The sequence below is a fragment of the Candidatus Oscillochloris fontis genome (genome assembly GCF_004138135.1).
In the GTDB taxonomy this organism is placed as follows: domain Bacteria; phylum Chloroflexota; class Chloroflexia; order Chloroflexales; family Chloroflexaceae; genus Oscillochloris; species Oscillochloris fontis.
Window position 1 is genome coordinate 1 of the sequence record NZ_RYFD01000022.1, and the last position, 20,541, is coordinate 20,541.

Consider the following 20,541-nt stretch of genomic DNA (forward strand, 5'->3'; position numbering starts at 1 on the left):
CCCGTTGCGGGCGTTCAAGGTGAGCGGGTGGGTAGTGCTATGTCGCAAAAAGACCTGGAAACTTAATTTACGGACTATTTAACTCTCCCTATTTTGAAGACTCGTACTTCACACGTACCCAACCTCCTCTTTCGCGGTATGTTATTGGGATCGGGCGACGATTGGGCGGGCTTGAGTGGTCAGAAATCAATACTCCCTGGAATTGGAGTTTCGATCTGCGTAGGAATGAGCAAAATGGAGCCAAGCCCTCGAATAGTCTTCTTTGGTGGTCGCGGCTTCCGATGGTGGTGTTAGCTATTGGTTCGTGGACGATCCTCTTTGGCTTGATTCACAAAGCCACTAGTCCACTAGCCGGGTATATTTGGCTGCTCTTTGGTATCATCAGCCCCTATTTCCACCTGCATCTCAGTCGTGCGATGGCCGATTCGGTCTTGCTCTTTTGTTGTGTGCTGGTTATTCTAACCAGTTATTTCACGCTCTTGCATCTCCGCCAACCCCAACCTACATCCCGCTGGAAGTGGCACCTCTGGCTCCTCACAATAAGCGTGGGGATCTGTGTGGGTGCTACGGGTGCCGCCAAACTGAATGGTCTGGCGCTCGCTCCGGTTGGGCTACTTATAGGTGCTGGTGTGATCCATCGCTATCCCGCTACGCTGCGCCAACGTTGGTTGATGGCTGGCGCAAGTGTGTTGGTTGTCGGTGTGTGTAGTCTTCTGATATTCGTGGCGCTTAATCCCTATCTCTGGCCCAATCCAATTATGCGCACGAAAATTATGCTTGATCAACGTACCTTCGAGATGACTGATCAGCAACGTTTCTTTGCAGAACAGGGTATTAATTCGCTTAGTAAGCGTATGACTATTGTTCCCTTGCGAATCTTTTCAAACTATGCACCTATACTCCCCAATAAAGCGTTGCCTATCAATCTTGCTCTCTTCATTCTAGGGCTGTATGTAATCATTAAACGTATACGTGTGGAAACCTTCCTGCAACCGAGGAGTCTAGCACTTCTGTCCGTCATGGTGCCAGGTTTCTTTGTCTCGTTTCCGTCGCTGCTGACACTTCTAGACTGGGAACGCTATTACCTCTTCCCGATCTTTTTTGTTACGATAACGATTGCGATTGGGCTGGCCGAGGTGATCGAGCGCGGCTATGCGCTGTTGCGGCCCAACTAGGTCGGGATGGTGCCATGTGAGGCCAAGTTGTGCGCGTAGCGCGTCGTTTCGGGTAGCCGGTAGCGGGTCGTACACGCCAGTACTAGATCCGCCGCCTGTTCGATGCCCACCCGGTGCCCCGGTGAGATATACACCGGCTTGACTCGTGGCCGGGTGCGTAGCACCATCCCCACCGCTTCGCCCCGATCCACCAGCAGCACCCGGCCCCCCCGCACATCCGGTACCGCCGCGTGTTCCCCGATCAGTAACGTCTTGGCACAACCAATGCTGGGGATACCAGTCAGTATCCCCAGGTGGCTGGCAATCCCAAAGCGACGCGGATGCGCAATCCCCTGCCCGTCACAGATCAGCAGGTCGGGTGGGGTCTCAAGTTGCTCCAGCGCAGCCAGAATCGCCGGTGCCTCGCGGAAGGAGAGCAACCCGGGGATGTAGGGCAGCGGCGCAGGATGGCGTGCCACCGCATGGGCGATGGGAACCAGATCGGGAAAGCGCAGTACCACCACGGCAGCCCGCGCTACCCGGCCATCCTCCTCGAACCCGGCATCCACTCCGGCGACAGTACGCAAGGGAAACTGCGTGGCCCCCATGATCACCTGGCCCCGCAGTTCCTCCTGAATCGCTCGCCGCTTCGGTTGTGGTTGGCCACATAGGTTACTCCGCGTAACGCTCTTCTTTCCACGGATCGGCATGGTTGCTATAGCCGTAGCGCTCCCAAAAGCCCATCTTGTCCTGTGACAAGAACTCGAGGCCGCGTAACCACTTCGCGCTCTTCCAAAAATATTTACTCGGTACCAAGAGCCGGAGTGGGAAGCCATGATCGGGGGTTAACTCCGCGCCATCGTATTTGTAGGCCAGAAGGACGTTCTCATCCATCAAGACATCAAGCGGTATATTAGCTGTGAAGCCCAGATCGCAATGCGCGAGCACAAAGGCAGCCTCAGGTTTGAGCGGCGGGATATGCCGCAAAAACTCCTTGAATTGCACCCCCTCCCAATCGGTGTCGAGTTTGCTCCAACGGGTAACGCAGTGGATGTCGGTGGTGATGCGCATGGTGGGCAGGCTGCGAAATTGGTTGAAATCGAACCGCGCTGGAGCTTCAAGTTCGCCCCACACCCGCAGATCCCAGGTCTTCTCTAGATCGCTGTAGTGCGGCACATTTCCATAATGAAGCACGGGAAACTTCTCGGTGACGTACTGACCCGGTGGTACCCGGCCTTCCTGGTCGGGTGTACTCCGGTTGAGGCGGCGCTTCAGATTATCAAACATAACCCCTCCCTATAGGTGATTATTCGGTTGTTTCAAGCAGGTAAATCCCACCATCAAAGGTGCTCACCGCAATCTGCTTTCCATCAGGACGGAAGGCTATTGCTAACACGCTTCCGGTCGTAAGGCTGATGCCGCCTAAACGGGTACCACTCTGGGCATCCCAAAACTCGACCGTCCCGATCAGACTCCCTGTGACGAGGAGGGTTGCGTTGGGCGAGAGGGCGAGGCTACTAAACCAGCGTTCGGTGGTGGGGGCGTTGATGGTGCGCACTTCCGAGCCATCAGCGGTGCGCCAGAAGGTGAGCGTACCATTACTGCTCGCACTTACGAGCATATCACCATTAGCCGTGAGATCCATCGCAGTGATCTGGGTCTGTGGGTTGGTAATGACGATCTGCTCAGCACCAGTACGCGCATTCCAGACATGGATCGCGCCGCTGCTATCCTGGTTGGTCGCAGCCGCAAGCCGCGTCGCATCACGGTTGAAGGTGAGCAGCAAGGCTGGCCCATTCAACCCATGGAGCGTGCGAGTCGGTTTGAAGGTCTGGGCATCCCAGATCACCACCTGACCCGTATCGCTCCCGGCGGCAATCAGGCTACGATCCCGACTCACCACCACGCTCATCGCTATACCCTCAAGCCCCTGGAGTTCGTGGTTGCGATACTGCCCCGATAGATCAATGATCACCACCTCGCCTGCATCACTGATCGCCACCAATTCGCGATCACTTAGGAAGGCGATATACTGATTAGTCGGCAACCCGCCGTTAATACTCACTTGGCGTTCATCGGAGAAGCTGTGGATACGCACGGTTCCGCTCGCGCCGCCCGTCCCCAACACCGTCCCACTATCCGAGTAGGCCAGTGCCGTCACAACGCCCTGCGCCAACAGGATGGTGCGTTCAATCGTGCGGGTTTGGGTATTCCAGAGCGTCAACGAACCGCCGGTATCGCTCGCCGTCACGAGGCGTTGGCTATCGGTGGCCCAACTGAGGCCGAGCAGCCGCATACTATGCTCGGTCAATACCGCCCGCTCGGTGCCGGTCAGCGGGTTCCAGAGGCGTAGGGTGCCATCGGTACTGGCGCTGGCCAGGGTGTGGCCATCGGGGCTGTAGCTTAAGCCGCGAATAACCACCCAATCGGTGTGTCCACGCAGTTCATGCAGAAGTTGGCCACTGGTAGCATCGAGAATATAGATACTGTTGCTCACCGAGCCAACGGCAATGTTCGTACCATCCGGGCTGTAGGCGATTCCGGTCAGCCAATAGGGCACATTAGTAGCCGGATTGATCGGGGCCGTAAACGCAAAGCTCGCTACAGGCAATTGGCTCGCCACATCCCACAAGCGCACCGTGCCATCGCGGGCTGCCGAAGCCAAGCGGCTGCCGTCGGGCGCGAAGGCGATATTTCCCAGATAATCGGTATGGCCCCGCAAGACACCCAAAACCTGCCCACTGGCCACATCCCACAAGCGCACGCTGGTATCGGTACTCCCCGATGCCAGGATCGTGCCGTCGGGTGAGAAGGCTAAGCTGCGCACCCAGCCAGTATGCCCCTCAAGGCGCATGCGCTCCTGTGCTGTAGCGACATCCCAGACGATCACTAGCTGTTCATCCTGGGCTGACGAGGCCAGCAAACGACTATCGGGCGAGAAGGCCAGCGCACTCACCGTACTGTGGTGCCCCACCAGACTTGGCCCCGCATCGAGGGTTTCGCCCAGACGTAACTGAACAGTCTGCCCGACCCCGACCGCGATCATCTGGCCATTAGGCGCATAGACCACTGGCCCAACATCGGCCTCCTCGATCTGACGCACTATCGTGTAGGCGGCACTGGTGCTCGCTACCCCACCGAGGGTCGGCGCAGGTGGATTGGAGAGAGCCATACCGGGAGCAACCGAGCCACCCACCGCCACCCGCCCCATGACGGGCAGGTTGATGCCAGAGAAGCTGCGATAGCTGATCAGGACACCCACAAAGCAGATCACAGCAACGCTGATCGTCAATCCAGCCCCTAGGCCAATCAGATACACGGAGTTACTGCGGGGTAGGCTGAAGTGTGAGGCGACAACTGAATGTGCCGGAGCCATGAGCGGCCGGGCAGCATAGGTGCCAGGAGCCGGCTGGGCATAGGGTGAGGCAGGCGGCGGTGGCCCGTAGAGTGAGGGTGTAAAGGCTGGGCACACTGGTCTCTGCGAGCGCTGATCATGCAGCGCAACCATGCGTTCTATCTCGCGCACCAATCCGTGCTGCTCGTGACCACCAGGATCAGCGATCACCAGATAGAAGGTGCTTCCATGCGCAAAATAGTCGTGCCATGCCAAGCGGGCCGATTCATCCTGAACTGCCAGATCACCTAAAATCGTCTCAGCATCCTGGGGTAATTCAGCAATCAACACCCATACTGAAATGCGCAGATCAACCGCTCGATAGATCACACAGTCAGGGTGTTGATCAATGATGGAGGTAATCCGATAGTGATCCTGAAGGGTGGACTCAGGTGCCAGCATTCTCGACCTCAGGGACAAGCAAACCAATCAGGTAATAGCGCCGCATGCGACGATTATTTTGTATTGTAGCAGGTCTCATTGCTGCGCATGGCTGCTCGGCACGAATACTCATTGAGTCCTCATCCTTGGGTAGGGGTTCGGGGGCGGCTACGCCCATTGATATGAAGTTTAGGGCTATCGCCCTAAAATCCACGCTTGGGGCTGCACCCCAGACTCGCTTTTTTCTCTGATGTTGGCGGCTCTGCCGCCAACATCAGAGAAAAAAAGTTCTTCGGGGGCGGCGAAGCCGCCCCCGAACCCCCGCCGGGAGACTTAACATCTTGTATAATCAACAACGTCTGAGTATGCCACGGAAGGGAGTGCTACCTATGTCCGCCCCAAGAACCTATCGTCTGGCCAAACGCCTCGCCCAACTTGAGCCATCTGCGACGGCTGCGATGACTGGACGAGTCGCCCAGATGCGTGCCGCCGGGATCAATGTGATCTCCTTCAGTGTCGGTGAACCCGACTTCGATACCCCCGCCCCGATCAAAGCGGCGGGTATCGCGGCGATCAACCAGAACTATACCCACTACACCCCCGCCGGTGGTATTGCGGAACTGCGTAAGGCAGTCGCCCAGCGTGCCAGTAGCGATAGTGGGGTCACCTATGGTATCAACCAAGTGACGACGACCGCCGGTGCTAAAGAGGCGCTCTACCTAGCCTTCCAGGCACTCTGTGATGACGGCGATGAGGCGATCATCCCCGCTCCCTACTGGGTGAGCTATATCGAACAGGCCAAACTGGCCGGGGCAACCCCGATCACGCCGATGGCCAGCGATGCCAGTGGGTTCAAGCTCACGCCAGAGCAACTGGCCGCCAGCCTTAGCCCGCGCACCCGTATTGTGGTGCTCAACTCGCCCAGCAACCCCACCGGTGCCGTCTATACTGCCGCCGAGTTGCGCGCCCTCGCCGATGTGCTCCGCGATAGCGAGGCTATCGTGATCAGTGACGAGATCTACGACGCTATCAGTTACGTCGAATATGCTCGCTGGCTGAAGGTCGCCCCCGAAATGGCCGACCGCACCCTGATCGTCAATGGGGCTGCCAAAGCCTACGCGATGACCGGCTGGCGCGTCGGGTATGTGGCTGGCCCGCAGCCGATCATCACCGCGATCAAGGACATCCAGAGCCATACCAGCACCCACACGGCCTCGATCTCGCAGTATGCCGCGCTGGCGGCCTATACGCCGAGTGACGAGATTGAGGCTACCGTGGCCGAGATGAGCACCCAGTTCCATAAGCGCCGCGATCTCATCCTGGGGCTGTTGGCTGAGATCCCAGAGATCACCTGCAACGTGCCCGACGGGGCCTTCTACGTCTTTCCGAATGTCACCGGGCTGCTCAACCGGCCCCTGCGTGACGGGCGGGTCTGCACGACTAGCGACGATCTGACCAACTATCTGCTCGATGCGGCGCATATCGCTGCCGTATCAGGCGAATCGTTTGGTGCCCCCGGCTATATCCGCTTCTCCTACGCCACCAGCGAGGAGCAGATCGTTGAGGGCATGCGCCGCTTTATCGCCGCCGTGAAGGGGTAGATTTTTTAGTCTGGTGTGGTGGCGAAGCCACCACACCAGACTAAAAACTGGGGTTTTGCACATCCATGCCCGCTCGCCTTGCCACCCTCATCCCGCGCCTCGCCGGACAACGCATCCTGGTTGTCGGCGATGTGTCGTTGGATGAATATCTCTTCGGGCGCGCCACGCGCCTCTCGCGGGAAGCCCCCATCCCGGTATTAGAGCTACAGCGCCGCGAGATCATTCTCGGTGGCGCAGCCAACCCGGCGCGCAATGTCGTCGCCCTCGGCAGCCATGCATCCCAGATTAGTATCGTCGGCGATGACCTCGAAGGCCAGCAACTGCGCGATCTGCTGCGGCACGCCGGAATTGATGACCGTGGCCTCGTCATCTCACCCCAGCGCCCCACCACCCGCAAGACGCGCATCCTTGCCGATGAGTCGCCCCGGCTGCCCCAACAGGTCGCACGGCTGGATCGCTTGGAGCGCGGGGCGCTTGCACCCGATGAGGAAGCCCTGGTGATCCGCGCCCTCCACGCACAGATTCGCGGAGCCAACGCGCTGATCTGCTCGGACTACCAACTGGGCCTGATGACTCCGGCGGTGATCCAGGCTGCCCGCGACTGTTGCCAGCAGCATGGTGTCTGCTTCACCGTGGATGCGCAGGGCAACTCGCATGCCTACCATGGGGCCAACCTCTTCCGCTGCAACAACCAAGAAGCCGCCGCCGCACTTGGCCGCCGCCTAGAGAACGAAGCTGATTTTATCGCTGGCCTCACCGATCTGCGCGACGAACTCAATGCCCAGTTGGTGATTGTCACCCGTGGCCCGCATGGACTCTCGATCATCGGCCAGGATCTCGTCTATCAGCACCTACCCGCTGTGCAAGTGAGCGAGGTGTATGACACCATCGGAGCCGGGGATACCTTCATCGCCGTGGCGACCTTGGGCCTCGCGGCGGGATTGGCTCCGCTGGATGCCGCGCAGATCGCCAACACCGCAGCGGCACTGGTGGTACGCCGGGTGGGTAACGCCGTCGTCAGCCCCACAGAACTGGCCCAGAATCTGTAAGGGCGCGTCGTGACGCGCCCTAGAGAACGCAAGCTACGCCCGTAGCGGGGGTGTGGGGGCCGCAGGCGCCCACCAAAAAGCGTGTTTTGCTGGTATGGTTGGCCGCGAAGCGGCCAACCATACCAGCAAAACGATGGGTCTGGGGCGTAGCCCCAAGAAGAAATCTTCTTAGCTTGAAATCTCTAGGGGCGCGTCACGACGCGCCCCTGATCAATTCAGCCCCTAAAGCGATCAAACCCGCTTAGTGCCTCCTCCTCAGTCTGATAAATATCCGCATATTGCGCCAAGCCTACCATGCGGAAGATCTTCTGAAAGTGCTGTGAGAGGCCACTCACCGCCAACTTCTGGTTATTACGATTCACCTCGGTGACAATGCCGATCAAGATCGCAATTCCCGCACTATTGATATAGTCATTCTGACGGAAATTCAACAATACAAACCGCGCTCCCGTGTTGGTCACTTCACGATACGCATTGTTGATCTTATCCTCAGCGAAGGTCGTAACATCACCGACCAAATCGATGATCGCTACCCCGTCCTGATCGCGGGTCGTCACCGTCAGATCGTCTTCCAACATTATGCGCTCCTCCAAGCGTATCACCTAGTCGTCTAAAACGACCGCATGCAATCTTCACCCAGGCTTCAGGCTCCCAAGAGCCTACCGACAGACATGCGCCGCTCCCGAGCGCTGAAAGGTAAAGCGAAAACAGTTTCCGGCCTCATCACGCGGTACAAAACCCGACTCATCAGAGAGTTGGCTGATCAACAAGAGGCCCATCCCGCGTAAACTGCCCATACCAGTGAGTTTATCAACAATACTTAGTGGCGTAGGTGGAGGAACAAATGGACGAAGCCCCTGATCATACACCTCTATCACAAAGCGGTCGTCGTCAACATGACAAAGAATCTGCACCCGCAGATTAGGATTGAGTAAATTCCCATGCTCCATCGCATTAATGCATGCTTCACAGAGAGCGGTCTTCATATCATCAATACGATCCATGGGCATCCCTAAACGTCGGGCAAAGGCCGCAATCGTATCGCGGGCAATCAACTCATAGCCAAGCTGATTGGGCAGAGTCAATTCCATAGACATAGTTGTTGTAGGGGAAGCTGTCATGGTTCGAGATGAATAACCATACGTACCTGATTACCACCGCTTGGCGCGGTGGTAAACTCAACTTCATCCATCAATTCACGAATCAGCCAGATACCCCATCCTCCCTTATCTGAACGTTCCAAGACATCAGCAATCTGCGGGCTAGGAGTTGTATGCTCTTGCGGTAGAATTTTTTGGCCTTGGTCGGCAACACTAATCACCAAGCCATCATCACGTGCCGTAAGAAGTACCACGACCTTCATTGCCTCATCATGCTGATTCCCATGTTCGATCGCATTGGTCACGGCCTCACTGAGTGCCGTCTTAAGGGATTCGATTCGATCAGGATGAAAGCCCATCCGGCGTGCCAACGACGATGCCGTATCCATCGCCACCCGCTCATAACCAAGTTTGCTTGGCAGTCGTAGTTCGATGACCTTATCAAGAGGTTCTTGTGCCGGATCGTCGCTGATAGCCATAGCGTGTGTGCATTGGTCGCTAGTTTGTGCGACACAATGTAACAAAGAATTAACCATAAATACGTAGTATGTAACAACCTATAATCATCATAACACAGAGGTATCCTTGGTTGCAATAGGCATAAGGTATGAACCCGTATCCTTGTGTGCAACCTTTTGAACGCAACCCCGTATAAGATATTGTGGAAGCGCACAGCACATGCTAGAATGAACAACGCGACATGCTGCTCGCCTGCTCCACACCTACCGTACAGTGTTGTCGGATGCGAGTCAATCGCTCTTTAAGGAGGAATCGACCATGTCTATTCTGGGCCGGATCAAAGATCTCGTCAGCGCCAATGTTAACTCGATGCTCGACAAGGCCGAAGACCCTGAGAAGATGGCCAATGAGTACCTGCGCCAGCTCACCAATGAGGTGTATGAGGTACGCACGAGTGTTGCGGCGGCAATGGCCGATGAGACCAAGCTGGAACAACGGCGTATTTCAAGCCAGAATGAGGTTGATCAGTGGCAAATGAAGGCTGAGGCTGCTCTCCGCGCTGGCGATGAGGAACTGGCCAAGGCAGCCCTCGCACGCAAGGTACAGACGCAGAAACTGGCCGAGCAGTACCTCTCCCAGGAGCAGGCCCAAGAGGAGCAGGTCGCCGCCCTTCAGGATGCCCTCGTCAACCTGGAGACGCGCATTGCCGAGGTGAAGGCGAAGAAGGAACTAATCATCGCCAAGAAGAATCGCGCTGCTACCCAGGAGGCACTCCAGCGCACCGCTGCCAGCATGGGCCGGATTACGGCGATTGATAAGCTCGATCAGCTTGAGGAGAAGGTTGATGACCGCCTAGCCAAGGCCGATGCAATGGCCAAGCTGGAGCAGGGTTCATTGGAATCCAAGTTCCGCGATCTGGAGAAAGACCAGGAGATTGACTCGGAACTGGCTGAACTCAAGCGCCGTATGGGGATGAGCTAGGCTTCATCAGCGTGGGGTTCGGGGGAGGCACAGCCTCCCCCGAAGATTTTTTTGGTATTGCTTGGCGGCGAAGCCGCCAAGCAATACCAAAATGAGGGGCTGGGGCACAGCCCAGCCCCAAAGAATCTATCCATGCCTTGGCAAGCTTGACGCTAATTTAGACGGCTGCCTCATAACACGCCCGGCAGCGCGCTTCGTAGAGATCGAGGTCACCAACGACAATCGTTGGTGCATTGGCAGGAGCCGCACGCCCGTCAATCAGACGTTGCGAACGGGTAGCATACGCACCGCATCGCACACAGATCGCATACAGCTTATCTACCTGCTCGGCTAGTGCCATGAGTTGGGCTATCGCTGGGAATGGCTCAGCGCGGTAGTTCTGGTCAAGCCCGGCCACCAGAACCCGCAACCCACGATCTGCAAGATCTTGGCAGCCCGCCACGATCTCCTCTGGACGATCCTCAAGAAAGTGTAACTCGTCAATCGCAATCACCTGTAAGCCTTCCGCCCCGGCAATCACCTCCTTGATCGAACTCACCGGCACCGCCTCAAGCCGTCTTCCACTATGACTTGCCACATGGCTACTGCTGTAGCGTGTGTCCAAGCGCGGCGTAAAGACCCGACAACTCTGACGGGCAATCTGTACCTGGCGCATGCGCCGAATCAACTCCTCCGTCTTGCCACTGAACATACATCCACAGATCACTTCGATCCGTCCGCCCGCGCTTGGCCGTGTCACCGCGATTCCTCCTGGTACAATAGAAGAGCCATTGTAATCTCACGAAACAAAGAAGCAACCTATGAAACGACTCACAGATGATGAACGCCTCTTTCTGCACGATCCCCATCGGCAGATGAAGCGTGATTTTACCCACACCGACCCCTGGCGGGTGCTGCGGATTATGGGCGAGTTTGTGGAGGGTTTTGATACCCTCGCTGGCATTGGCCCCGCTGTTACCATCTTCGGTTCAGCCCGCGTCCAAGCCGATGCACCCGATTACCACGCGGCGATTGAGACCGCCAAGCGGTTGGCTGAGGCCGGGTTTGCGATCATCACTGGGGGTGGCCCCGGTATTATGGAAGCCGCCAACCGGGGTGCCCGTGAGGCGAATGGTTTCTCGATTGGCTGTACGATTGAGTTGCCCTTTGAAGCCGGGGCTAATTCGTATGTCGATCTCGAAATCCGCTTTCGCTACTTCTTCGTGCGTAAGACGATGTTTGTGAAGTATGCCTCGGCGTTTGTTATCTTCCCTGGGGGCTTTGGTACTCTTGATGAACTCTTTGAGGCGCTCACGCTTATCCAGACCAGCCGCATCCACAATTTCCCGGTGATTCTGTATGATTCGGCCTATTGGAGCGGTTTGATCACATGGATCAAAGAGAAGATGCTCAGTGAAGGCAAGGTTAATGCCAACGATCTGAATCTGATTACGCTCTGCGATGATCCATCTGAGGTGTGTGCGCTGATCACCACCTCGCATGCCGAGCGGCAGATCATGGCCGAAAGAGAGCAGTAGGGGCGAAGCATCGCCCGCCATGGAACAGGGGACCCCGAACGAGTTTGGCGGGCGATGCTTCGCCCCTACGGGATGTGCGCCAAGCCTTCATTCTTGGCCCGCGACTGTTCGGCCAAGCCCTGCTTGTAGGCGATCATCTTGGCCTGAAGTTCGAGATCTGAGGTGGCCAGGATCTGCACTGCCAATAAGCCCGCATTACGCCCGCCACCAATCGTGACGGTGGCTACCGGCACCCCAGCCGGCATCTGCACAATCGAGAGCAGTGAGTCGAGGCCGTTGAGCGCCTTGCTCTGCACCGGAACCCCGATCACGGGCAGGGGCGAGTAGGCCGCCAGCATACCAGGCAGGTGGGCTGCCCCGCCTGCCCCGGCAATGATCACCCGGATGCCACGGGTGTGGGCGCTGGTGCCGTAGTCGGCCATGTCTTGGGGGGTGCGGTGCGCCGAGACGACCCGCAGTTCATAGGTCACCCCAAACTCACGACACACATCCGCCGCACCCTGCATGGTGGGCAGGTCGCTATCGCTGCCCATAACTATCCCGATCATGATGTTCTTCCTCCCCGCTCAGACATCCACCAGATCAGCCGCCTGCAACGCCAACGCTTCGGCCTCGGCCAGACTCGCCCCCAAGACGGTGATATGGCCCATCTTGCGCCCCACCCGTGCCTCGCGTTTGCCATACAGGTGGATGTGGGCACCCGGAATGGTCAGAGCCGCCCGAAGCGCATCACGGCCCACCGAGCCATTGCGCCGACCAAGCAGATTGACCATGACCGCCGCTGGGGTGCGCAGTGCGGTAGGGGCGAGCGGCCAGCCGAGCACTGCCCGCAGGTGGTTCTCAAACTGCGAAGCGACACACGCCTCAATCGTGTAGTGGCCAGAGTTGTGCGGGCGCGGAGCCAGTTCATTCACGAGCATATGGCCATCGGCGAGCGCAAACAGTTCTACCCCAAAGATACCCACCCCCTGCACCGCCTCAACCGCCGCCACCGCCAGCGCGGTCGCTTCTGCTGCCTCATCAGCACTAATCGCAGCGGGCGCACGCACAATATGACAGATATGGTGGTGCTGCACCGTCTCCACCACCGGATAGGCGCGGGTATCTCCATCACGCCCGCGCACCACCATGACGGCAAGTTCACGCACAAACGGCACGAACGCCTCGACAAGCAGTGGGCTACCGCCACGGGTCAGGCGTTCCCATGCCGGGGCAATATCATCTGGGCTACGCAGCGTCACATTCCCATAGCCATCATAGCCATTGCGGCGCGCCTTGAGCAGCAAGGGGAAACCCAACTCCTGCGCCGCCGTTTGCACCGCCTCCGGGGTATCAACCCGGCGGAAGGTAGGCACCCGCAACCCCGCCGCGCACAGACACTCCTTCTGCAAGAGTTTATCCTGCACCAGCGCCAATGTCGCAGATGAAGGAAAGACCGGCATCCCCTGAACTTCGAGGTGCGCCAGCAGAGCCGCATCAACAAACTCATTCTCCAACGTGATCAGATCTGATTGCTGGGCAAAGGCAGCCAGCAACGCAGCATCCTCCCACGCTCCCACCAATTCGGCCCGCGTCAAGCGGCCCGCCGGACTATCGGCGCTGCGCTCGAAGATCACCGTCTCCACTCCGAGCGAGATGGCAGCTTGGGTCAGCATTTGGGCGAGTTGACCGCCCCCAAAAATACCTAGTCGAGTCATAGGGCGTTATGATAGCGGTAGTTGGCAGGCTGCGCAAGCGGAAAACCTCTGGTGGAGGAACATTTATGGAGGGGCGAAGCATCGCCCCCTAACATGGGTAGGGTTTCCCCAATGTGGGGCATGGCGCGGCACGGCACGGCGAGGCGCGGGGGTGCATGTAGGGGCGAAGCATCGCCCCCCAACATGGTTGGGGTTTCCCCGGCCATCTGGCGGGCGATGCTTCGCCCTTACGGAAATGTGGGGCATGGCGGGGCACCCGTGGCATGGTGGGGCACCCGTGGCATGGCGGGGCACCCGTGGCGGCACGGCGCGGCGAACCCGTGGCATGCACGGGGCATGGCGGGGCACCCGTGGCATGCGCGGGGCACCCGTGGCATGCGCGGGGCATGGTGGGGGTGCATGTAGGGGCGAAGCATCGCCCCCCAACATGGTTGGGATTTCCCCGGCCATCTGGCGGGCGATGCTTCGCCCCTACGGAAATGTGGGGCATGGCGCGGCACCCGTGGCGGCACCCGTGGCGGCACGGCGCGGCGAACCCGTGGCATGCACGGGGCATGGTGGGGGTGCATGTAGGGGCGAAGCATCGCCCCCCAACATGGTTGGGGTTTCCCCGGCCATCTGGCGGGCGATGCTTCGCCCTTACGGAAATGTGGGGCATGGCGGGGCACCCGTGGCATGGTGGGGCACCCGTGGCGGCTTTGGAGATGGTATAATGCCGCACGTTCAGGTTCAGATACCAGGAGAAACGATCATGTCCACCCCGCGTAGCCAGCGCCGCCGCCAGCCCGTTCGCACCCAGCAGCGCCGCACCCCCGCCCGCCAGGTTGAGCCACCCGACTATAGCCGCGATTATGCCTATGTCAAGCAGGATCTGCGTATGATCTCGCTCTGGGGCGGGCTGCTCTTTGTGGCGATGATTGCCGCCTCATTTGTCCTCTAGCCGCAGTGAACGACGCGCACGACCGTATTCGTAGCAAAGCCGCCCGCCTCCGGCGGATCGAGCATCGTCTCTACAACACCCCGGCAGGCATGCGGGTGATCGATCTGGCCGCCGAGTGTGGCGTTGATCGCCGCACGATCTACCGCGACTTGGCGGCGCTTGATGAGATGGGACTCCCGGTCTGGGAGTTGCATGGTCGTTTTGGTATTGACCGCGCCAGCTACCTCTCCACGGTGCGGCTCAACCTGAATGAGGCCATCGCACTCTACTTCGCGGCGCGTCTGCTGACCCACCACAGCGACGAGCATAACCCGCACATTGTCGCTGCGCTAGACAAACTGGCGGCTGGGTTGCCCGATCAGACCATCTCCAGTGCAATTGCCCAGGCCGCCAATGTGGTACGAGCGCGCCCGATGCGCTCCGACTACATCCGCATCCTCGAAACCCTCACACGGGCTTGGGCCGACCGGCGTATAGTGCAACTGCGCTACCGTGCCCTCAATCGGGAGACGACCGAGCGCGAGGTTGCGCCCTACTTCATCGAAGTCTCACGTAGCACCCCCGCCGCCTACGTCATCGGCTATGACCGGCTACGAGGTGCGATTCGCACCTTCAAGATCGAGCGCATCGAACGCGCCATGCTGCTCGACGAATCCTACAGCATCCCTCCCGATTTCGATCCATCCACCTTCTTGTCCAACGCCTGGGGTGTGATGGATGAAGTTGAGACCCACATCCACCTGCGTTTCAATGCCCAAACCGCGCCGCGCATCCACGAGAGTGTTTGGCACCACAGCCAGGAGATCGAAGATCGTGCTGATGGTGGTTGTGACCTCCGCATGACAATTGGTGGGATTCGTGAGGTATTACCCTGGGTGCTGGGCTGGGGGGCCGATGTGGAGGTGTTAGCGCCCGATGAATTGCGCAGGGAAGTCGCAACCCAGGCACAGCGCATGCTTGCGATCTATACATAATGGCGAATAGTTTGTCACGCTGAGCGCAGTGCGGAATCCCGACCGGGACACATCACTGCGCTCAGCATGACAAGTGCTCGCCATAAAAACAGAACCGGAGGCCCACAAGAGCCTCCGGTTACGAGTCTGTGTGCGACCAGCCTACGCTTCTTCGCCGTAGAGTTCCTTGAGCAAGCTCTTCTTGGGGGCTGGCTCATTACGGGCGCTGCGCTGCTTCTCGATAGTGGCTTGGCGATCCTGAGCCGCACTCAGACGGCGCATAAACCGATCAACCTGGCCAGCGGTATCAACAATGCGCTGCTCACCGGTATAGAAGGGGTGGCAATTGGAGCAGATTTCGACGCGCATATTGGGGCGAGTCGAGCCAATCTTCCAATTGGTACCGCAGGTCGTACAAACGATCCCTTCGGTATGATACTTAGGATGAAGACCGTCTTTCACCAGAGTGCTCCAATTCTGGGAGGGGCCGACGCAAGGCCGGGTTTCCTGCCCGATTCAGTTGTTGAAGGTAGGGATCGCTTAATCAGCCGCTGTAGCAACCGGCTGATCGACGGGAATAACGCTAACCATCTTCTGATCCCGCGAGATATACGAGAACTTGACGTGGCCTTCCACCAGCGCGAAGATCGTATAGTCACGGCCCAGACCGACGTTCTTACCCGGCTTAATCTTGGTGCCACACTGGCGCACAATGATGTTACCCGGTATGACCAACTGACCACCGTAGCGCTTCACGCCACGCATTTTTGGTTTGCTATCGCGACCGTTGCGCGAGCTACCCATTCCCTTTTTATGTGCCATGATCGTTTCTCCCGCAGCTTACTCGCTTGGCGTGGCCGTGCTAGGGTAGCCTACGCAACAATATCGCTGATCTTAATCTCGGTGTAGCGCTGGCGATGGCCAGTGCGGCGGCGATAGCGCTTCTTGTTGCGGTAACGGAAGACGATGATCTTCTCACCCTTCTTCATCCCCAACACTTCAGCCTTCACCATCGCACCGCTTACCAGCGGAGCACCTACCCGCACCGTATCGCCGTTGCCGACCAGCAGCACTTCGCCAAGCTCGATCTGGCTACCCGGCTCAACGTCTAGCAGGTCAATGTTAATAACCTGGCCCTTCTCAACGCGGTATTGCATACCACGGTCTCGGATAATCGCGTACACGTCCATGCTCCTTGGGGCAGCGGTGCAACAGAGCACGTTACGGCTGCGCCAACCGTCACGCCGGTGCTGCTACATCTGAAGATTTTTTACAACAAGAAAATAGAGCGGCTGAACCGCCCTTGAGCCTTGTGCATTATACCAAAATCGGGGGGGGGTGTCAAACACGTTCACGGCCATGCACAATGCGCATGATCTCATCGCAGGCGCGCATCAGCGTGATCCTGGCCCAACCGAGTGAGGCTTGTGGTCCAATGGCGATAACGAGGATAAGATCCTCGATGGTGGCCATAATGATGCTCAGATCCTGGCCCTCGTGGATCGTCAGGCGGCCCGGCTGACGCTGGCCCAGGTTGCGGCTAATCTCAGCCATGGCCAGGGTGTTGCCCGCAGCTAAAGCGGCCACGACTGTCACATTGATGCCCCGTTGACGGCTCCAGTGCGTAAGCACCAACCCGCTGATGTCTGCCAACACCGCGCAGACTACGTCTGGTTCGAGTGCCAGATCTTTGAGCGCCAGACGCATCTGCTCGATCTGGACATCGGAGTAGGAGCGCCCGATTGCCCCTGAGTAGCTCGGTGTCAAGCGTAAGGCCACCGGAGCCTCGGTGAGCGGCGCAGTGCCCTTCTTGGCGCGTGCCGCCGAGAGGCGTTGGCCAAGTGGCCCCGTGGAGAGACTCTTGGGCGCTTGGTTCATGCTCTTGGCCGGGGTAGCCGGTAGCGGTGACGCTGGTGGTTGATCGGTGGGTGTCTGCTCCTGAGCCTGTGAGGGGCGGGGTGGAATCTGGCGATCAGGGTTGAGAAGCGTATCCACCACTTGGCGTAGTTTGTCAGGTTCGACCGGTTTGGCCAAGAGGCAATCAACCTTCAACTCCGCAGCCCGCTGGGGAGGCAATTCCTCTGGACTGACGGTAAAAACGACCACAGCGGTATTGGGGTCGAGTTCATGCACTTGGCGCACGAGATCTAAGCCACTCATCCCCGGCATTCTGATGTCGGTGAAGAGCAGATCAACCGGATGCCGACTAATATGCAACAGGGCTGCCTCCGCTGAAGAGACCGCTTGAATAGTGTAGGGTGAATCATCGCTGAGGGCGAGCAGGACAATCCGGCGGATGTCGGGGTCGTCATCAACAACGAGAATGCGCTTGTTCATCGCGGCGATCTCCCTGCGCTGTTGCCATACCCAATGGTACAACGCGGACATGTACGGGCAAGGATAGTTTCTCTTGAGTATAACGCATCGAGAACCGAAATATAAGCGCGACGGCTCACTATTTCCCCACAAAAAAGCCCGCCTGCGGCGGCGGGGAAGAACTTTTTTGGTGGTGGTTGGCGGCGAAGCCGCCAACCATCACCAAAAACTGGGGTTTGGGGCTACGCCCCGAAATCCCCCCTAGCGCAACGTGATGTGTAACTCCTTGAGTTGGCGCTCGTCCACCTCTGAGGGTGCGTTGGTCATCAGATCGGCGGCCTGTTGGGTCTTGGGGAAGGCCATGACCTCGCGGATGGTGCTCTCGTCGGCCAGCAACATGACGATGCGATCAATCCCTGGCGCGATGCCGCCATGGGGTGGGGCACCATACTCGAAGGCTTCGAGCATGTGGCCAAACTGGGATTGCGCGGTCTCTTCGCTAATCCCCAGTAGCTCGAAGATGCGCTGCTGCACGTCGCGGCGGTGGATGCGGATGCTGCCACCACCCACCTCATATCCGTTGAGCACCAGGTCATACGCCTGGGCACGTACCTTGGCTGGGTTGCTGGCCAAGAGTGGTAGATCCTCGGCGTGGGGTGCGGTGAAGGGGTGGTGGACGGCGTCCCAGCGGTTCTCGTCGGGGTTCCAGTCGAGCAACGGGAAGTCGAGCACCCAACTAAAGTGGAGCAGATCGGGATCGGCGAGGTTGAGGCGCTCGGCAAAGAGCCGCCGCAATTTGTCGAGGGCGGTGGCCACGCTGCTGGCCTTGTCGGCGACGATGAGCAGCAGATCGCCGGGTTGGGCCTGCATGCGCTCGATGATCGCGGCCATTTCGCCGGGAGCCAGCAGCTTGCCGAAGGAGGAACGCACATCGCCACCATCGGCGGGCAGTGCGGCCCAGGCCAGACCCTTGCCGCCACTCCCGCGTACCATCTCGATCAGTTCGTCCAACTGCTTGCGGGTGTAGTTGCCACAGCCAGGGATGCGCAGCCCCTTCACCTGACCACCCTGCTCTAACGCGCCCTTAAAGACGTTGAAGGGCGTAGCGGTGAGCAAATCGCTCAGGTTGATCAGTTCCAGCCCATAACGTAGATCGGGCTTGTCGCTGCCGTAACGCTCCATCGCCTCGACATAACTCAGGCGCGGGAAGGGCGTCAGTACGCGCTTGTGGGGTACCACCGCCGCACAGAGTTGAATGAAGAGGCGTTCGATCAGCGTGATCACATCTTCTTGCTCGACAAAGCTCATTTCCATGTCGAGTTGGGTAAACTCCGGCTGACGATCCGCCCGCTGGTCTTCGTCGCGGAAGCAGCGCGCCACCTGGAAGTACTTGTCATATCCGGCGACCATGAGCAACTGTTTGAGTTGCTGCGGGCTTTGGGGCAGGGCGTAGAAGCTGCCTGGATGCACCCGCGAGGGAACCAGATAGTCACGCGCCCCTTCGGGGGTAGACTTGATCAGGATGGGGGTCTCGATCTCCAAGAAGCCTTCGGCATCGAGGAAATCGCGCATGAACTTGATCACGCGGTGGCGCAGGATCATGTTGCGCTGCATACGCTCGCGGCGCAGATCGAGGTAGCGATACTTGAGGCGCAACGCCTCATCTTCGCCGCCCTCTTTGGCGATATAGAGCGGGGTGGTACGGGCAGGATTGAGAACCGTAGCGGATGTGGCCGTGACCTCAATATCGCCGGTGGCCAGTTCGGGGTTATGCGCCTCGGGCGGGCGACTGCGCACAAGACCACGCACCTGGAGCACAAACTCCGAGCGCGACTCCTCGGCAATCGCATGCACCTCTGGACTCTGGCTATCAAAAACGACCTGGGTGATCCCGTAACGGTCGCGGAGATCGACAAAGATGAGCGGGCCATGGTCACGACGGCGATGCACCCAGCCCGCCAGCGTCACCTCCTGGCCGACATGCTCTTGGCGCAGCTCGCCACAGGTGTGCGAGCGGTACATAGGCTCTCCTACAATATGTGATGCGTGAAGTGTATGGGCAATGCCCATGACCGCGCCCATTATAGCACGTCACTCCATAAAGCCGGTTCTACGCTATAATGCGTGATGATTATGCTGTCGCTTGTATCTTCGAGACGCATCATTGTGGCGGTGAAGCCGACAAACGCTAGTTCCCAGACTCTGACCGCAGCACAGCGGCGAATTGCCATTCTCGGTGTCGGTATTGACGACGTGACCGAGGCGGAGGTGTTGGCGCGTCTTGATGATTTGCTGAGGAGTGGCCGCCCGCATCACCTTGTGACGATCAACCCGGAGTTTGTGGTTGAGGCGCAGGTGAACCCGGCCTTCCGTACTATGCTGGCACGTGCTGATCTGTCCACTGCCGACGGCTTCGGGATTCTGTTGGCGGCGCGTTACTTGGGGACGCCGCTGCGTGGCCGGGTGACGGGGGTGGATCTGACGTGGCACCTCGCCGCATTGTGCGCAGATCGCGGCTATCGGATGTTCTTGCTGGGAGCTGCGCCGGGTGTGGCTGAGGCTACGGCAAACGTGTTGCAGGCTCGCTACCCCCAATTGGTGATCGCCGGAACCTATGCCGGCTCGCCCCAGCCACGCCACGAGCCATTCTTGCGTCAAATGATCCATGCCGCCCACCCCGATGTGCTCTTGGTCGCCTATGGGCATCCACACCAGGATCTCTGGATCGCTCGCAACCAACCACTCCTTCAGGTACCCCTCGCCGTTGGTGTCGGGGGCACCTTCGACTATATCTCAGGCCGGGTGCCGCGTGCCCCGGCTGCCATCCGCCGCGTGGGGATGGAGTGGGCCTATCGGCTCGTCCGTCAGCCGCAACGCTGGCGGCGGATCATCAATGCGGTGCCGCGCTTTGTCTGGCTGGTGCTCAGATATGGTCGGCATGCGGCATCGCCAACTTTATACTGATCGTGGTCACCGCTTGTCTATGCAGTAAGGATCGT

22 protein-coding genes are annotated in these 20,541 nt (G+C 58.8%); 8 read left to right on the plus strand and 14 right to left on the minus strand.

The annotated features are described in order from the left end of the window. The first annotated feature begins 65 nt into the window (after positions 1 to 65). Positions 66 to 1,175: a phospholipid carrier-dependent glycosyltransferase gene (locus EKD03_RS09900; protein WP_338030940.1), complete on the plus strand. Its 1,110-nt coding sequence runs from the start codon at positions 66 to 68 to the stop codon at positions 1,173 to 1,175. Here EKD03_RS09900 and nfi read toward each other — a convergent pair. From nfi to EKD03_RS09915, 3 genes are read right to left on the minus strand one after another with little or no spacing between them, the layout of a single operon-like run. Then, positions 1,172 to 1,864: a deoxyribonuclease V gene (gene nfi, locus EKD03_RS09905; RefSeq protein ID WP_129630103.1), complete on the minus strand. Its 693-nt coding sequence runs from the start codon at positions 1,862 to 1,864 to the stop codon at positions 1,172 to 1,174. The two genes, EKD03_RS09900 and nfi, sit on opposite strands and share 4 nt — an antisense overlap. Continuing rightward, a complete protein-coding gene (locus EKD03_RS09910) occupies positions 1,827 to 2,441 on the minus strand; it encodes a sulfite oxidase-like oxidoreductase (RefSeq protein WP_129630105.1) in 615 nt (204 codons plus the stop codon). The genes nfi and EKD03_RS09910 overlap by 38 nt, the downstream gene beginning before the upstream one ends. Positions 2,442 to 2,460: 19 nt before the next feature. Then, positions 2,461 to 4,950, minus strand: a complete 2,490-nt coding sequence (locus EKD03_RS09915; RefSeq protein WP_129630107.1) for a WD40 repeat domain-containing protein — start codon at positions 4,948 to 4,950, stop codon at positions 2,461 to 2,463. 368 nt (positions 4,951 to 5,318) lie between these two features. Here EKD03_RS09915 and EKD03_RS09920 point away from each other — a divergent pair, with 368 nt between their 5' ends. Both EKD03_RS09920 and EKD03_RS09925 read left to right on the plus strand, forming a co-directional pair. After that, on the plus strand, positions 5,319 to 6,530 hold the full coding sequence (locus EKD03_RS09920) for a pyridoxal phosphate-dependent aminotransferase (RefSeq protein ID WP_129630109.1): 1,212 nt from the start codon (positions 5,319 to 5,321) through the stop codon (positions 6,528 to 6,530). A 65-nt stretch (positions 6,531 to 6,595) separates the two neighbouring features. Continuing rightward, complete coding sequence (locus tag EKD03_RS09925; protein WP_129630111.1) at positions 6,596 to 7,579, plus strand: bifunctional heptose 7-phosphate kinase/heptose 1-phosphate adenyltransferase; 984 nt, start codon at positions 6,596 to 6,598, stop codon at positions 7,577 to 7,579. Between the two features lie 215 nt (positions 7,580 to 7,794). Here the strand turns inward: EKD03_RS09925 and EKD03_RS09930 are convergent, their stop codons facing one another. The 3 genes from EKD03_RS09930 to EKD03_RS09940 all read right to left on the minus strand — a co-directional run bounded on the left by EKD03_RS09930 (position 7,795) and on the right by EKD03_RS09940 (position 9,158). After that, a complete protein-coding gene (locus EKD03_RS09930) occupies positions 7,795 to 8,157 on the minus strand; it encodes an STAS domain-containing protein (protein ID WP_044200291.1) in 363 nt (120 codons plus the stop codon). An 81-nt stretch (positions 8,158 to 8,238) separates the two neighbouring features. Next, positions 8,239 to 8,670 (minus strand): ATP-binding protein, encoded by a 432-nt coding sequence (locus EKD03_RS09935; protein ID WP_161569228.1) that lies wholly within the window; start codon positions 8,668 to 8,670, stop codon positions 8,239 to 8,241. 26 nt (positions 8,671 to 8,696) lie between these two features. Beyond that, the gene (locus EKD03_RS09940; RefSeq protein ID WP_129630115.1) at positions 8,697 to 9,158 is read right to left on the minus strand and encodes an ATP-binding protein; all 462 of its coding nucleotides are present in this window, start codon (positions 9,156 to 9,158) and stop codon (positions 8,697 to 8,699) included. A 298-nt stretch (positions 9,159 to 9,456) separates the two neighbouring features. Between EKD03_RS09940 and EKD03_RS09945 the strand changes: the two genes are divergently transcribed. Next, positions 9,457 to 10,119 (plus strand): PspA/IM30 family protein, encoded by a 663-nt coding sequence (locus EKD03_RS09945; protein WP_129630117.1) that lies wholly within the window; start codon positions 9,457 to 9,459, stop codon positions 10,117 to 10,119. Between the two features lie 157 nt (positions 10,120 to 10,276). Here EKD03_RS09945 and EKD03_RS09950 read toward each other — a convergent pair whose 3' ends face one another. Further along, positions 10,277 to 10,858, minus strand: a complete 582-nt coding sequence (locus EKD03_RS09950) for a thymidine kinase (RefSeq protein WP_129630119.1) — start codon at positions 10,856 to 10,858, stop codon at positions 10,277 to 10,279. Between the two features lie 61 nt (positions 10,859 to 10,919). On the opposite strand from EKD03_RS09950, the gene EKD03_RS09955 reads away from it, so the two are divergent. Continuing rightward, the gene (locus EKD03_RS09955) at positions 10,920 to 11,636 is read left to right on the plus strand and encodes an LOG family protein (protein WP_129630121.1); all 717 of its coding nucleotides are present in this window, start codon (positions 10,920 to 10,922) and stop codon (positions 11,634 to 11,636) included. A gap of 65 nt (positions 11,637 to 11,701) precedes the next feature. On the opposite strand, the gene purE is transcribed toward EKD03_RS09955, so the two are convergent. Next, the gene (gene purE, locus EKD03_RS09960; RefSeq protein ID WP_129630123.1) at positions 11,702 to 12,184 is read right to left on the minus strand and encodes a 5-(carboxyamino)imidazole ribonucleotide mutase; all 483 of its coding nucleotides are present in this window, start codon (positions 12,182 to 12,184) and stop codon (positions 11,702 to 11,704) included. Between the two features lie 18 nt (positions 12,185 to 12,202). Then, positions 12,203 to 13,333, minus strand: a complete 1,131-nt coding sequence (locus EKD03_RS09965) for a 5-(carboxyamino)imidazole ribonucleotide synthase (RefSeq protein WP_129630125.1) — start codon at positions 13,331 to 13,333, stop codon at positions 12,203 to 12,205. Positions 13,334 to 14,084: 751 nt separating this feature from the next. Between EKD03_RS09965 and EKD03_RS09970 the strand changes: the two genes are divergently transcribed. Both EKD03_RS09970 and EKD03_RS09975 read left to right on the plus strand, forming a co-directional pair. Continuing rightward, positions 14,085 to 14,273 (plus strand): hypothetical protein, encoded by a 189-nt coding sequence (locus EKD03_RS09970; protein ID WP_129630127.1) that lies wholly within the window; start codon positions 14,085 to 14,087, stop codon positions 14,271 to 14,273. Positions 14,274 to 14,278: 5 nt separating this feature from the next. Beyond that, a complete protein-coding gene (locus tag EKD03_RS09975) occupies positions 14,279 to 15,247 on the plus strand; it encodes a helix-turn-helix transcriptional regulator (protein WP_129630129.1) in 969 nt (322 codons plus the stop codon). A gap of 141 nt (positions 15,248 to 15,388) precedes the next feature. On the opposite strand, the gene rpmE is transcribed toward EKD03_RS09975, so the two are convergent. The 5 genes from rpmE to aspS all read right to left on the minus strand — a co-directional run bounded on the left by rpmE (position 15,389) and on the right by aspS (position 19,564). Beyond that, positions 15,389 to 15,688 (minus strand): 50S ribosomal protein L31, encoded by a 300-nt coding sequence (gene rpmE, locus EKD03_RS09980; RefSeq protein WP_129630131.1) that lies wholly within the window; start codon positions 15,686 to 15,688, stop codon positions 15,389 to 15,391. A gap of 78 nt (positions 15,689 to 15,766) precedes the next feature. Next, positions 15,767 to 16,048, minus strand: coding sequence for a 50S ribosomal protein L27 (rpmA, locus tag EKD03_RS09985; RefSeq protein ID WP_129630133.1), 282 nt, complete (start codon positions 16,046 to 16,048; stop codon positions 15,767 to 15,769). A 50-nt stretch (positions 16,049 to 16,098) separates the two neighbouring features. Continuing rightward, positions 16,099 to 16,410 (minus strand): 50S ribosomal protein L21, encoded by a 312-nt coding sequence (gene rplU / locus EKD03_RS09990; protein ID WP_129630135.1) that lies wholly within the window; start codon positions 16,408 to 16,410, stop codon positions 16,099 to 16,101. Positions 16,411 to 16,567: 157 nt separating this feature from the next. Then, a complete protein-coding gene (locus tag EKD03_RS09995; protein ID WP_174842854.1) occupies positions 16,568 to 17,563 on the minus strand; it encodes a response regulator in 996 nt (331 codons plus the stop codon). A 240-nt stretch (positions 17,564 to 17,803) separates the two neighbouring features. After that, a complete protein-coding gene (gene aspS, locus EKD03_RS10000) occupies positions 17,804 to 19,564 on the minus strand; it encodes an aspartate--tRNA ligase (RefSeq protein ID WP_129630137.1) in 1,761 nt (586 codons plus the stop codon). A 111-nt stretch (positions 19,565 to 19,675) separates the two neighbouring features. On the opposite strand from aspS, the gene EKD03_RS10005 reads away from it, so the two are divergent. Beyond that, positions 19,676 to 20,506, plus strand: coding sequence for a WecB/TagA/CpsF family glycosyltransferase (locus tag EKD03_RS10005; RefSeq protein ID WP_174842855.1), 831 nt, complete (start codon positions 19,676 to 19,678; stop codon positions 20,504 to 20,506). The last annotated feature ends 35 nt before the right edge of the window (positions 20,507 to 20,541 follow it).